Source organism: Massilia forsythiae (assembly GCF_012849555.1).
In the GTDB taxonomy this organism is placed as follows: Bacteria; Pseudomonadota; Gammaproteobacteria; order Burkholderiales; family Burkholderiaceae_D; genus Telluria; species Telluria forsythiae.
The window spans coordinates 1857240-1869796 of record NZ_CP051685.1 but is presented as its reverse complement, the minus strand read 5'-3'; the positions used below and the strand labels follow the sequence as shown (position 1 = coordinate 1869796).

The window sequence follows — 12557 nt, the reverse complement described above, 5'->3', positions numbered from 1 at the left end:
TGTGCATGACCCTGTGTACAGGCCGTGGAACAGGCTGTGACTTTCCTGTGGCCAGGCTGTGGATGACGCAGCGGAAGAAGACGTGGCCGTTGTGCAGGCGGCCACGCTCGTGACTGCATGCGGACTTATTTCTTGGTCTTGACCGGACGCTGCCAATTCTCGATGGTCAACTGCTTGGGACGCGATACGGTCAACTTGCCGGCCGGCGCATCCTTGGTCAAGGTCGTGCCGGCGCCCAGGGTCGCGCCCTTGCCGACGGTGACCGGCGCCACCAGCTGGCTGTCGCTGCCGATGAAGGCGTCGTCTTCGATGGTGGTGCGGAATTTGTTGGCGCCATCGTAGTTGCAGGTAATCACGCCGGCGCCAATGTTCACGCGCGAGCCGACGTCGGCGTCGCCCACATAGGCCAGATGGTTGGCCTTGCTGTGGTCGGCGATCGTGCTGTTCTTGACTTCGACGAAGTTGCCGATGTGGACATCCTGGCCCAGCTGTGCGCCCGGACGCAGGCGCGCGTACGGTCCGATCGCCGATTGCGCGCCGACGCTCGCGCCTTCGAGATGGCAGAACGGTTTGACCTGGGTGCCGCTGCCGACCACGCTGTCGACCAGCACGCAGTTGGCACCGACCGTCACGCCGTCTCCCAGTTCGACGCGGCCCTCGAACACGCAGCCGACATCGATGCTCACGTCGCGCCCGCACACCAGTTCGCCGCGCACGTCGATGCGGGCCGGGTCCAGCAGGGTGACGCCGCGCTCCAGCAGGGTATTCGCGATGTTCAGTTGATGGCGGCGTTCCAGCTCGGCCAGTTGCACCTTGCTGTTGACGCCCGCAACTTCCCACTCGGCGCCCGGCTGCGCCGATACCACCGGCACGCCATGGGCCACCGCCTGGGCGACGATGTCGGTCAGGTAGTACTCGCCCTGCGCATTGTTGTTTTGCAGCGCGTTCAACCAGCCGGCCAAGTAGCGCGTCGGGATCACCATGATGCCGCTGTTGATTTCCTTGATGGCGCGCTCGGTCTCATTCGCATCCTTTTCCTCGACGATGCGCACGATGTGGCCATTCTCGCGCACGATGCGGCCCAGGCCGAACGGATTGTCTTGCTCGACAGTCAATATAGCCAGCTTGTCGTCACCCGCGGCTTCGACCAGGCGCTGCAGCGAGGCGCTCGTCGTCAGCGGCACGTCGCCGTACAGCACCAGCGTCGGCGCCTGCGGATCGATCAGCGGCAGCGCCTGCATCACGGCGTGGCCGGTGCCCAGTTGGGGCTGCTGCAGGGCGGTATCGACCGGCGCATCGCCTTCTTCTATTCCCCAGGCGTGAACCGCACTCGGCACCGCTGCGCCGCCGTGTCCGTAAATCACACATAATTTACCGGGACCGAGGCTGCGCGCGGTATGGATGACATGCTGCAACAGCGGCTTCCCAGCCAATGGATGCAGGACTTTCGGCAAGGCGGATTGCATGCGCTTTCCCATGCCGGCGGCGAGGATGACTACGTTCATAAGCCGTTCTTCAATCAATTCAAGTGGTTAGTAAATATGAAAAAGTTTAACACGCACCCCCAACTGGCCCAGCGCGTGCGCCTGCTGTGCCTGGTCGCCCTGATGGCCGTCGTGACGGCCTGCAGCACCATCCGCTTCAGCTACAACCATGGCGATACCTTGCTGTACTGGTGGTTGAATGCTTACATCGATATCGACGGCGATCAAACCGATCTCGTCAAGAAAGACATCGATAACCTGTTTCAATGGCACCGTAGTACGCAGCTGCGCGACTATGCCGGCTTGATGAACAACATGCAGCGCCAGCTGGCCGGCAATCCGACCCAGGCCGACCTGCTGGCCGACTACCGCGACATCAAGGCGCGCACCGAACTGCTGGCTTTCAAGGCGCTGCCGCAGCTGGCCGACCTGGCGTTGTCGATGAAGCCGGAACAGATCGCGCAAATGGAAAAGAAGTTCGCGTCGAACAATAACGACTTCCGCAAGAAATTCATGAGCGGCAGCGTCGACGACCAGCAAAAGGCGCGTTTCAAGAAATCGATGGAGCAATTCGATCTGTGGTTCGGCAGCTTCAGCCGCGACCAGGAAGCGCAATTGCGCAAGGCGTCCGACGCGCGTCCGCTCGACAACGAGATCTGGCTGCAGGAACGGGTGCTGCGCCAGAAGAAGATCGTGGCCCTGCTGCGCCGCGTGCAACAGGATAAATTGAACAAGGAACAGACCATGTCGGCCATCCACGGTTTGTTGCGTGAATTCTTCGACCGCATGGATGCGCCCGATCGCAAGGCCTTCTTCGATGCCTATGTCGACAACACGACCAAGTTCATCCTGGCCGCGATCCGCATCGCCACCCCGGAACAGAAGGCCCACGCCCAGAAGCGCATGCAGGGCTGGATCGGCGACTTCAACGCCCTGTCCCAGGGCAAATAAGCCGCTCTAGAGGGTGGGGTGGATGGCTACACCCCGGCGCATGCGCATCGACGACGCATGCGCCATCCACGCGGTGATCGCCGCCACCCGCATCCCCGCACAGGCCCACGAAGCCCTCCCTCCGTATCCCACGAAGGCTTGTGCGCGCATGCTATAGTCCCGGCATGCAAAAGAAGTCCCCCTCTTTCCCGCGCCGCCCCGGCCCGCCGCAACAAGTCCGCATCATCGGCGGCGCCTGGAAACGCACTCCGCTCCCCGTCCTCGACGCGTTCGGCCTGCGCCCGACCCCGGACCGCGTCCGTGAAACCGTGTTCAACTGGATCGGCCACCAGATGGCGGCCGACTGGGACGCCGCCGATTGCCTCGACCTGTTCGCCGGTAGCGGCGCCCTGGGCTTCGAAGCGGCCAGCCGCGGCGCGCGTTCGGTGACCATGGTCGACACCGTCGGCGCCGTCGTACGCCAGCTGGAAACGGTCAAGGCCAAACTGCAGGCGGAACATGTCCGCGTGATGCGCGCCGACGCCTTGGGCACGGCGCGCGATGCCGCCCGTCGCGGCCAGCGTTTCGACCTGATCTTCCTGGATCCGCCCTACCAGCAGGATTTCCTGAGCCAGGCGCTGCCGCTGTGCGCCGATCTGCTCAAGGATGGCGGCCTGGTGTATGCCGAATCCGGCGCCCCATTGCCGTTCGGCGACGCCCAGGAAGAACGGGCCGATACCGTCCCCGACTGGCTGTCGCCGTGGCAGCTCGTGCGCGCCGACAAGGCGGGCATGGTGCACTTCCACCTGCTCAAGCTGCGCTGACATCGATCGGGGCCATGCGCCATCGCGGTGCAATGCAGGGCGGGTAAGGGGCATGCGGGCGCCAAACCAGGGGCAACTGCCGAATTTTCAGGCATAATGCGCGTCTATTCAGGTGCATTCTCGAGGGAGCCGCAATGGTTGTAGCCGTTTATCCAGGAACGTTCGATCCGCTGACCCGGGGTCATGAGGATTTGGTGCGCCGCGCATCGGGCCTGTTCGATACGCTGGTGGTGGGTGTTGCCGACAGCAAGAACAAGAAGCCCTTCTTTTCGCTGGAAGAACGCCTGGAAATCGCCAACGAAGTGCTGGGCCATTATCCCAACGTGCAGGTCGAGAGTTTTTCCGGCCTATTAAAAGATTTCGTGCGCAAGCACGATGCGCGCGTGATCGTGCGCGGCTTGCGCGCAGTGTCCGATTTCGAATACGAGTTCCAGATGGCCGGCATGAACCGCTATCTGTTGCCGGATGTCGAAACCCTGTTCCTGACCCCGTCGGACCAGTACCAGTTCATTTCCGGCACCATCGTCCGTGAAATCGCGATGCTGGGCGGCGATGTGTCGAAGTTCGTCTTCCCTTCGGTCGACCGCTGGCTGCAGCAGAAAATCGCCGCCCTCGCCGCCGCGCCGAAAGCGTGAAGCGGCGTTGAGTTGATAAAGGTTGCAACATGGCTTTGCTGATTACCGACGAATGCATCAATTGCGACGTGTGCGAGCCCGAGTGCCCGAACGGCGCGATCTCGATGGGCGCGGAGTTCTACCAGATCGATCCCAACAAATGCACCGAATGCGTCGGCCACTACGACGAGCCGCAGTGCCAGTTGCTGTGCCCGGTGTCCTGCATCCCCTTCGATCCGGACTGGCGTGAAACCCCGGAACAGCTGCAAGCCAAGTACGAACGCCTGACCGCCGCCAAGCCCGCCTGACCTTTTCCGATGCCGGGACCGCGCCACGGTCCGCATCGGCGCCTCTTGGTCTGCCTGCCGTGTTTACCGCTGTCCGCTTGCGCCGCCGGCCGCGCGACCCGTTTGGAACGTCATGCTATGCTCGATTCATGGGCAAGCATTCAGATCAGGACAGCGGGCTGCCGGAAAAGGTCAGCGAGAACATCGACACCATTTCCGCGTTTTACGCACGCCACGAAGACGAGGTGTCGGCCACCCAGCGTGTCGTGGAAAAGGTCGCGTTGTTCCTGGGCAGCCCGTTGTATGTGGCGGCGAACATCCTGTTCATCCTGTGCTGGATCGCCGCCAATCTGCTGGCACCGGATTTCGACCTGGACCAGATCGACGAACCGCCGTTCTTCTGGCTGCAAGGCATCATCGGCTTGAACGCCTTCATCATTTCCACCACCGTGCTGATCCGCCAGAACCGCATGTCGAAGCTGGCCGATCACCATGCCCACCTCGACTTGCAGGTGAATCTGCTGACCGAGGAAAAGACCAGCAAGATCATCGACATGCTGGAAGCGCTGCGGCGCGACATGCCGGGCGTCGCCAAGCAGCCGGATAGCGAAGCCAGCGAACTGGCCAAGCCGGCAGACGCGGAAGCGGTGCTCAGCGCGATCGAACGGGAACAGGACGAGCCGTACGGGGAAGCCGGCAACCGCGCCAGGCAATCGCGATCCGCACACCATCGATAAGACGCTTGCACCACGGCGCCGTCTGCCCAGTAAGCAATACCCCGTCTTCGCAGCAAATAATGTTGCCCAGCGGCGATTCCAGGGATACAGTGACATGCCGCCGGCATGATGCCGGCGGCGTGGCGGCAGGGAAGGGCGCCGCCGGCCACCACGTTTTCCGGAACAGACATTCATGATTTCCAGTTCATTCGGCAGCGCCAGGATGGGCGTAGGGCGCTTTGCCGTCCACGCCGCCATCGCCTGCGCATTTGCATCCTGCATCCCGGCCGGCGCCGCGGTCGACGTCAACGGTTACGCGTTCGACGACGTCAGCAAGGTCGCCGGCAAGGAATTGAAGTTGAACGGCGCCGGCATGCGCACCAAATTCGTGGTCAAGGTCTATGCGGCCGGCCTGTATGTGCCGGAAAAGAAAACCACGCTGGCCGAGATCCTGCAACAGGATGGGCCGCGCCGCATCACCCTCTTGATGGCGCGCGATATCTCGTCGGACGATTTCGGCAAGGCCTTCATGGATGGCTTGCGCGACAACGTCGACCAGGCGGAAAAGGCAAAGATCGTGTCCCAGGTCGGCAAGTTCGGCGAAGTGTTCGCCATGCTCGACGGTCTCAGAAAGGGCGACGTGCTGCACATCGACTGGTTGCCCACCAAGGGCACGCAAGTCGAACTGAATGGCAAAAAATTGATCGAGAACGTGCCCGACATCACCTTCTATAACGCCATCCTGCGGCTGTGGCTGGGCGACAAGCCGGTCGACGGCGCACTCAAACGGGCATTGCTGGGCCAGGCCAGGTAATTCCTCCGGGAGGAAAGCGCCGGCGGCACTTTTCTCCAGGCTCTCCGGCATTGCCGCGCGATTCGCCGCCGGCGCGCTCGCCGCCGTGTCGCGTCTCGACCGCTCGCGCCGGTGGGTCAGCCTTGCACCTTCTCATCCAGGCTTTCCTCGTCCGCCTCCGGTCCTCGCTGGCCGCTATCCATCCTCGAACCGGCCGTCCCAATCTCGTCCCCTGCTGCAAGGCCGGTTGTCTGCCACGCCATTCGAAGCGTGGAACCTATTTTCTACCTGAATCGCATCGAGCCAGACGCTTCAACGGCGCCAGGTGGCAGCCTGCGCCGTTAAACCAGAAAGTTTGACTGCGTGCTTGTTTTTTTCGGGATGACATCACCCTGCAATCAACAGCTGCCACGCATCAGCGAGTGCCATTGTCGATATCGTCGATAATTATCACTACTTACCATTACTGGATAACTAACCGTGAAGTTCTTTCATATTTAGCAAACTTCATCATTCTACCAAGCAAAATTCATCTTAAATTGTTACTACGTTGATTCTTCAGGTCTTCAATAACAACTATGTGCACAATCGATATTTCTTTTACTTCTTTTAAATACTACCCATCTTCTTGAATAAACCCGGTTCATCTGTTTTTTGATAGATCGATTTTATTCACATATTTTTCTTAGATACTTATTGTCAAATAAATCAGGCAACGGATTTCTAAAAGTTGCATAAATGCATTAATTTGATGATGCTGCGGTAGCGACGGCCGGGATTGGGGTCGATGGTTCCGGAAGAGGAAGCCGAGCAGAAGGACAGCGACGAATAGGGACGAAAAAAAACGGCGCCCGTTGCCGGACGCCGTTTCAAGGAGAAGTCGGGAGAATCAGTTGCGTGCGCCGATCACCCGTACATCGGCCGCCTCGGCGGTGTCGGTCACGACAGGAGCGGCGCTTGCGAGTTGCTGGGCCAGCTTGGCATCGCGCTGCTTGCGACGCGCCGCCAGTTCGTCGCGCGACGGATGCGGGCGGACGACCAGCACCAGCGCACGGGCAATGCCGACCAGGAGCGGACGGAAGAACACCAGCACGCCACCGAGCAGGGTCAACTGGACCATCACGGCCAGCAGGTGCGAGAACGGCATGGCCGTCATCGGGGTTTGCATCAGGGTATCGGTAAAGGACATGGCGCGCTTGTGGGTTGGATCGGTTCCATGTCACTATAGTGCAACGCAATATATAATTCTAATCACGTTCACTGATAGCGCTTATACTGATCGTGAATGGAAATCAGGTACACTGGCAACACTAACCAATTGCTTGTCCTGACTGGATTCCCATGAGCTTCCTCACGCTTGACCTGAACCTGCTGCGCGTCTTCGACGCCGTCATGACCGAGCAAAACCTGACCCGCGCCGCCGGCCACCTGGCGATGACGCAGCCGGCGGTATCGAACGCCATCAAGCGGCTGCGCGAAAGCCTCGGCGACGAATTGCTGATCCGCACCGCCTACGGCGTGAAGCCGACCCCGCGCGCGGAAGCGCTGTGGCCGGCGGTACGCCAGGCGCTGGCGGCGCTGGAAGCGGCGGTAATGCCGGAAACCTTCGATGTCTCCAAGGCGCAAGCCACGTTCCGCCTGGCGATGGCCGACGCCACTGCCGCCCTGTGGCTGCCCTCGCTGGTGCGTTCGATCGAAAAGGAAGCGCCCGGCGTCAACATCCGCATGGTGCCGCTGACCACGCGCGAGCCGCGTCCGATGCTGCTGCGCGGGGACATCGACCTGGCGGTCGGCTTCTTCCCCGGGGTGGCAGCGCAATTGTCGTACGAAACCGGTTCGCCGATCCGCCACGAGCGCCTGTACTCGGGAGAATACGTGGCCGTGATGCGCAAGCATCACCCGCTGGCGCAGGGCAAGCTGCAGCTCGACGATTACTGCAAGGCGGACCACCTGCTGGTGAGCTTTTCCGGCCGCGCCCACGGCTTGGTCGACGAAGCGCTGGCGCAGATCGGCCGCGAACGGCGCATCCTGCTGACCGTGAACCAGTTCTTCACCGCCGGCCGGGTGGTCGCCAATTCCGACCTGGTGACGGTGCTGCCCAAGCACCTGATCGCCTCGACCGGCGCCGCCGACACCCTGGTCTGGCGCGAACTGCCGTTCCAATTGCCGGCCGTGCACCTGGACATGCTGTGGCACGAGCGCGACGGCCGCAGCCCGGCCCACCGCTGGCTGCGCAACAACCTGGAAGCCATGTCGGCGGCGGCGCAAAAAACCCTGCCGCAAAAATCCGAGACCACCGAAGTCATGGAAAAGGTCGCCTAAATCGTCGTCCCCGCGAAGGCGGGGATCCATGCCGAGCAAAATGACGCTGGTTTGGGATACACAGCTTAGATTCCCGCCAAACCGCCCAGATAGGGCGGAAATGACGGCGCATGCCGCTTACTTGATCGGCAATCTGGTCGTGTTCTTGACCTCTTCCATCACCGCATAGGTGTGCGTCTCGCGCACCCCCTTCTGCAGCAGCGTTTTACCCAGGAACTCGCGGTAAGCCGCCATGTCCTTGACACGTGCCTTGACCAGGTAATCGAAGCCGCCGGCCACCATGTGGCATTCCAGTACTTCGGGAATCAGCTGCACGCTCTGCTTGAAGGCGTCGAACACCTCGGGTGTGGTGCGGTCAAGCACCACCTCGATGAACACCAGCAGCGACACGTCCAGCAGTTGCGGGTTCAACTGGGCCGTATAGCCCATGATGTAGCCGGATTCGTGCAGCTTGCGCACGCGCTCCAGGCAGGCGGCCGGCGACAGGTTGACGCGCGCTGCCAGTTCGACGTTGCTGATGCGTCCGTCGCTCTGCAGCTCGGCCAGGATTTTCTTGCTGATCTTGTCCAGCATGGGGTTCTCTCTCCACTATAAATATTATTTGGTGAAATTCTCTCACCAAAAACTATCTATTGCTAGCCTTCTGCAAAAACAGAATTAATCAAGAAGATTAGTCTCTACAATCGAATGATTGAACCGCATTCGAATACGCGCCGCCCGTGCCCCACGGTGCGGCGCGTTTTGCCATGCGGCGCGACCGCTGTCGCCTGCGCATCCTGTGCGCCGGCACCCTTGACCCTTACTTTTTCCAGAGCTTTCATGAACATTGCCGCCGCCCCGGCCACCACCTTCGTCCCCTTCGACGCCCTGCAGGCCGAAGCCAAGCGCACGCAGACGACGCTGCGCGCCGCGATCACCGCCGCCTACCGCCGCGACGAGACCACGGCGGTGGAATGGCTGCTGGCGCAGGGCGCCAGGGCCAATCCCGAGGCGTATCCGCTGGCGCAGCGCCTGGTGACGGCGGTGCGCGAAAAACGCACCCGCTCGTCCGGCGTGGATGCCCTGATGCACGAATTCTCGCTGTCGTCGGAAGAGGGCGTGGCCCTGATGTGCCTGGCGGAAGCGCTGCTGCGCATTCCTGACAGCGATACCGCCGACCGCCTGATCGCCGATAAAATCAGCCGCGGCGACTGGAAAAAACACCTGGGCGAATCGCCGTCGCTGTTCGTGAATGCCGCCACCTGGGGTTTATTGGTTACCGGGAAGCTGGTGTCGTCGAACAGCGAACGCGGCCTGGGCGCCGCATTGACGCGCCTGATCGCCAAGGGCGGCGAGCCGCTGATCCGCAAGGGCGTCGACCTGGCCATGCGCATGCTCGGCAACCAGTTCGTGACCGGCCAGACCATCGACGAGGCGCTGGCCAACAGCCGCGCCAACGAAGCGCGCGGCTACCGCTATTCGTACGACATGCTGGGCGAGGCCGCCCTGACGGAAGCGGACGCGCGCAACTACTACGCGTCCTACGAGGCGGCGATCCACGCGATCGGCAAGGCGTCCAACGGGCGCGGCATCAAGGACGGTCCGGGCATCTCCATCAAGTTGTCGGCGCTGCACCCGCGCTACAGCCGCGCCCAGTACGCGCGCGTGATGGGCGAATTGCTGCCGCGCGTGCGCCAGCTGGTGCTGCTGGCCAAGGGCTACGACATCGGCATCAACATCGACGCCGAGGAAGCCGACCGCCTGGAAATCTCGCTCGACATGCTGGAAGCGCTGGCATTCGACCCGGCACTGGCCGGCTTCGAAGGCATCGGCCTGGTGGTGCAGGGCTACCAGAAACGCTGCCCGTTCGTGATCGACTACGTGGTCGACCTGGCCAGGCGCAGCGGCCGCAAGTTCATGGTGCGCCTGGTGAAAGGGGCGTACTGGGATGCCGAGATCAAGCGTGCTCAGGTCGACGGCCTGCCGGGCTATCCGGTGTATACGCGCAAGGTGTACACCGACGTGTCGTATCTCACCTGTGCCCGTAAACTGCTGGCGGCGAGCGACGTCGTCTATCCGCAATTTGCCACCCACAATGCCCACACCTTGTCCGTGATCTATACCTGGGCCAAGGCAGACGGGATCCAGCACTATGAATTCCAGTGCCTGCACGGCATGGGAGAAACGCTGTACGACCAGGTCGTCGGCGCGGATAAACTGGGCAAGGCCTGCCGCATCTATGCGCCGGTCGGTTCGCACGAGACCCTGCTGGCCTACCTGGTGCGGCGCCTGCTGGAAAACGGCGCCAATTCCTCGTTCGTGAACCAGATCGTCGACGAGAACGTGCCGATCGAGACCTTGCTGACCGACCCGTTCGTGGCCGCGCGCGCCGCCAAATGCCTGCCGCATCCGCGCATTCCGCTGCCGCTGGCACTGTTCCCGGACGGCCGCAAGAATTCTGCCGGGCGCGACCTGGCCAACGAAGACGTGCTGGCCGCGCTGGCCACCGAACTGGCGATGCCGCGCCAGTACCAGGCGACGGCGCTTGTGGCTGCGTTCCTGCAGCCGGCGGCGCCGCTCGACGTCGTGAATCCGGCGCAATCGCTGGATATCGTCGGCCGCATCAGCGAAGCGGGCACGGCCGACGTCGACGCCGCCCTGGCCGCGGCGCTGGCGGCGGCGCCCGGCTGGGAAGGCATCGGCAACGGCGCGCGCGCCACCATCATCGACCGCGTGGGCGACCTGTTCGAGCAGCATTTCGGCGAACTGATGGCGCTGGCCGTGCGCGAAGCCGGCAAATCGCTGCCGAACGCGATCGCCGAGATCCGCGAAGCGGTCGATTTCCTGCGCTATTACGCGGCCGAGCTGCGCAACACCTTTGATGCGGTGCGTCCGCTCGGCCCTGTGGTGTGCATCAGCCCGTGGAATTTCCCGCTGGCGATCTTTACGGGACAAGTGGCGGCGGCGCTGGCAGCCGGCAACGTGGTGCTGGCCAAGCCGGCCGAGCAGACGCCGCTGATCGCCTGGCGCGCCGTACAATTGTTCCTGCAAGCCGGCGTGCCGCCCGGTGCGCTGCAATTGCTGCCCGGCCGCGGCGAGACCGTCGGTGCCGCCTTGACGAACGATGCGCGCGTAAAAGGCGTGATCTTCACCGGGTCGACCGAGGTGGCGCAACTGATCAACCGCGTGCTGGCGGCGCGCGCCGAACGCGAGGGGGCGGAGATCCCACTGATCGCCGAGACCGGCGGCCAGAACGCCCTGATCGTCGATTCCTCGGCCCTGCCGGAGCAGGTGGTGCAGGACGTACTGAATTCCGCCTTCGACAGCGCCGGCCAGCGCTGCTCGGCGCTGCGCGTGCTGTTCCTGCAGGAAGACATCGCCGACAAAACCATCACCATGCTGAAGGGCGCGATGCAGGAACTGCGCATCGGCGTGCCGGACCGCCTGGCCACCGACATCGGCCCGGTGATCGATGCCGAAGCCCAGCACAACCTGCTGGCCCACATCGAACGCCTCAAGAAGACCGCGAAACAGCATTTCAGCCTGCCGCTGCCGGCGGAGCTGGCGGCGCGCGGCACCTATGTCGCGCCCACCGTGCTCGAGATCGGCTCGCTGGCCGAACTCGAGCGTGAAGTGTTCGGCCCGGTGCTGCACATCGTGCGCTACCGCCGCGCCGATTTGCCGCAGGTGGTCGATGCGATCAACACCACGGGATATGGCCTGACGCTGGGCGTGCATTCGCGCATCGACGAGACCATCGATTTCATTACCCGCCGCGCCCACGTCGGCAACATCTACGTCAACCGCAACATCGTCGGCGCCGTGGTCGGGGTGCAACCGTTCGGCGGGGAAGGCAAATCCGGCACCGGTCCCAAGGCCGGCGGACCTTTGTACCTGAAGCGCCTGCAGCGCCAGGCAGCGCCATTGCCGGTCGCGGCCCCGCACGGGCGCACCGACCCGGCGCTGGAGGCGCTGTTGGGCTGGGCGCGCGCCAACGGCCACGAACAGGTCGCCAATTTGGGCCAAGGCTACCTGCAGAGCACGCTGGACGGCATCGCCGTGGCGCTGCCCGGCCCGACCGGGGAAAGCAACCGCCTCGACTTCGTGGCGCGCGGCACGCTGCTGTGCGCCGCCGGCTCCAGCGCGGCGCTGCTGAACCAGCTGGCGGCGGCGTTCGCCACCGGCAACCGGGCGCTGGTGTTGGAGGGAGAGAACGGTCTGTTGCCAGCCAAGCTGCCGGCAGCGGTGCAAGAGCGCCTGCGCCTGGTCAAAGCGGCCGCGCTGGCGCAGGTCGATTTCCCGATGGCGCTGCTGGACGTTGACCTGCCGGGCACGCTGCGCACGACGCTGGCGGCGCGTCCCGGCGCCATCGTCGGCATCGTCGATACCCGCGCCGGGGAGCCGGTGGCCCTGTGGCGGCTGGTGGCGGAACGCGCGTTGTGCGTCAACACGACCGCGGCTGGCGGTAACGCAAGCCTCATGACGCTGGGCCTGTGATCATCGCAGGCGGCATGCAGTACGGGCAGCAAGGGCAGTAGAGGCAGAAGAAGGGAGCCGCTGCGCAACCGGGCGGCGGCATCCTCGGCGTACTTGGCAGTACTTGGCAGT

At 63.2% G+C, this 12557-nt stretch carries 12 protein-coding genes; 8 read left to right on the top strand and 4 right to left on the bottom strand.

Annotation, left to right across the window (positions count from 1 at the left end; translation table 11 throughout):
- Window positions 1-125: 125 nt before the first annotated feature.
- Window positions 126-1505 carry a bifunctional UDP-N-acetylglucosamine diphosphorylase/glucosamine-1-phosphate N-acetyltransferase GlmU gene (glmU, locus tag HH212_RS08150; protein ID WP_169434946.1) on the bottom strand — a complete coding sequence of 460 codons (1380 nt, stop codon included), beginning with the start codon at window positions 1503-1505 and terminating at the stop codon, window positions 126-128.
- Window positions 1506-1541: 36 nt separating this feature from the next.
- Between glmU and HH212_RS08145 the strand changes: the two genes are divergently transcribed.
- The 6 genes from HH212_RS08145 (at window position 1542) to HH212_RS08120 (ending at window position 5669) form a co-directional block, all read left to right on the top strand.
- Window positions 1542-2435 carry a DUF6279 family lipoprotein gene (locus tag HH212_RS08145; RefSeq protein ID WP_169434945.1) on the top strand — a complete coding sequence of 298 codons (894 nt, stop codon included), beginning with the start codon at window positions 1542-1544 and terminating at the stop codon, window positions 2433-2435.
- 164 nt (window positions 2436-2599) lie between these two features.
- Entirely contained in the window at window positions 2600-3238 is a 639-nt protein-coding gene (gene rsmD / locus HH212_RS08140) for a 16S rRNA (guanine(966)-N(2))-methyltransferase RsmD (protein ID WP_169434944.1), read from the top strand.
- A 134-nt stretch (window positions 3239-3372) separates the two neighbouring features.
- Window positions 3373-3873, top strand: a complete 501-nt coding sequence (gene coaD / locus HH212_RS08135; protein WP_169434943.1) for a pantetheine-phosphate adenylyltransferase — start codon at window positions 3373-3375, stop codon at window positions 3871-3873.
- Between the two features lie 29 nt (window positions 3874-3902).
- Window positions 3903-4160 (top strand): YfhL family 4Fe-4S dicluster ferredoxin, encoded by a 258-nt coding sequence (locus HH212_RS08130; RefSeq protein ID WP_169434942.1) that lies wholly within the window; start codon window positions 3903-3905, stop codon window positions 4158-4160.
- Window positions 4161-4288: 128 nt separating this feature from the next.
- Entirely contained in the window at window positions 4289-4876 is a 588-nt protein-coding gene (locus HH212_RS08125) for a DUF1003 domain-containing protein (RefSeq protein ID WP_169434941.1), read from the top strand.
- A 172-nt stretch (window positions 4877-5048) separates the two neighbouring features.
- Window positions 5049-5669, top strand: a complete 621-nt coding sequence (locus tag HH212_RS08120; protein WP_229217630.1) for a chalcone isomerase family protein — start codon at window positions 5049-5051, stop codon at window positions 5667-5669.
- A gap of 868 nt (window positions 5670-6537) precedes the next feature.
- On the opposite strand, the gene HH212_RS08115 is transcribed toward HH212_RS08120, so the two are convergent.
- Window positions 6538-6837: a hypothetical protein gene (locus HH212_RS08115; protein ID WP_169434940.1), complete on the bottom strand. Its 300-nt coding sequence runs from the start codon at window positions 6835-6837 to the stop codon at window positions 6538-6540.
- 152 nt (window positions 6838-6989) lie between these two features.
- Between HH212_RS08115 and HH212_RS08110 the strand changes: the two genes are divergently transcribed.
- Window positions 6990-7970, top strand: a complete 981-nt coding sequence (locus tag HH212_RS08110) for a LysR family transcriptional regulator (protein ID WP_169434939.1) — start codon at window positions 6990-6992, stop codon at window positions 7968-7970.
- Window positions 7971-8087: 117 nt separating this feature from the next.
- On the opposite strand, the gene HH212_RS08105 is transcribed toward HH212_RS08110, so the two are convergent.
- Window positions 8088-8543: an Lrp/AsnC ligand binding domain-containing protein gene (locus tag HH212_RS08105; protein ID WP_169434938.1), complete on the bottom strand. Its 456-nt coding sequence runs from the start codon at window positions 8541-8543 to the stop codon at window positions 8088-8090.
- A gap of 104 nt (window positions 8544-8647) precedes the next feature.
- Window positions 8648-8791, bottom strand: coding sequence for a hypothetical protein (locus HH212_RS08100; protein WP_169434937.1), 144 nt, complete (start codon window positions 8789-8791; stop codon window positions 8648-8650).
- Here HH212_RS08100 and putA point away from each other — a divergent pair.
- A complete protein-coding gene (gene putA, locus HH212_RS08095) occupies window positions 8790-12446 on the top strand; it encodes a trifunctional transcriptional regulator/proline dehydrogenase/L-glutamate gamma-semialdehyde dehydrogenase (protein WP_169434936.1) in 3657 nt (1218 codons plus the stop codon). The genes HH212_RS08100 and putA overlap by 2 nt on opposite strands.
- Window positions 12447-12557 lie beyond the last annotated feature (111 nt).

Bases quoted from the DNA above. Each gene is read 5' to 3' on its own strand.
- putA (WP_169434936.1), top strand. From the start codon at position 8,790: ATGAACATTGCCGCCGCCCCGGCCACCACCTTCGTCCCCTTCGACGCC.
- HH212_RS08100 (WP_169434937.1), bottom strand. From the start codon at position 8,791: ATGAAAGCTCTGGAAAAAGTAAGGGTCAAGGGTGCCGGCGCACAGGAT.
- rsmD (WP_169434944.1), top strand. From the start codon at position 2,600: ATGCAAAAGAAGTCCCCCTCTTTCCCGCGCCGCCCCGGCCCGCCGCAA.
- HH212_RS08120 (WP_229217630.1), top strand. From the start codon at position 5,049: ATGATTTCCAGTTCATTCGGCAGCGCCAGGATGGGCGTAGGGCGCTTT.
- HH212_RS08125 (WP_169434941.1), top strand. From the start codon at position 4,289: ATGGGCAAGCATTCAGATCAGGACAGCGGGCTGCCGGAAAAGGTCAGC.
- HH212_RS08130 (WP_169434942.1), top strand. From the start codon at position 3,903: ATGGCTTTGCTGATTACCGACGAATGCATCAATTGCGACGTGTGCGAG.
- HH212_RS08105 (WP_169434938.1), bottom strand. From the start codon at position 8,543: ATGCTGGACAAGATCAGCAAGAAAATCCTGGCCGAGCTGCAGAGCGAC.
- HH212_RS08145 (WP_169434945.1), top strand. From the start codon at position 1,542: ATGAAAAAGTTTAACACGCACCCCCAACTGGCCCAGCGCGTGCGCCTG.
- glmU (WP_169434946.1), bottom strand. From the start codon at position 1,505: ATGAACGTAGTCATCCTCGCCGCCGGCATGGGAAAGCGCATGCAATCC.
- HH212_RS08110 (WP_169434939.1), top strand. From the start codon at position 6,990: ATGAGCTTCCTCACGCTTGACCTGAACCTGCTGCGCGTCTTCGACGCC.
- coaD (WP_169434943.1), top strand. From the start codon at position 3,373: ATGGTTGTAGCCGTTTATCCAGGAACGTTCGATCCGCTGACCCGGGGT.
- HH212_RS08115 (WP_169434940.1), bottom strand. From the start codon at position 6,837: ATGTCCTTTACCGATACCCTGATGCAAACCCCGATGACGGCCATGCCG.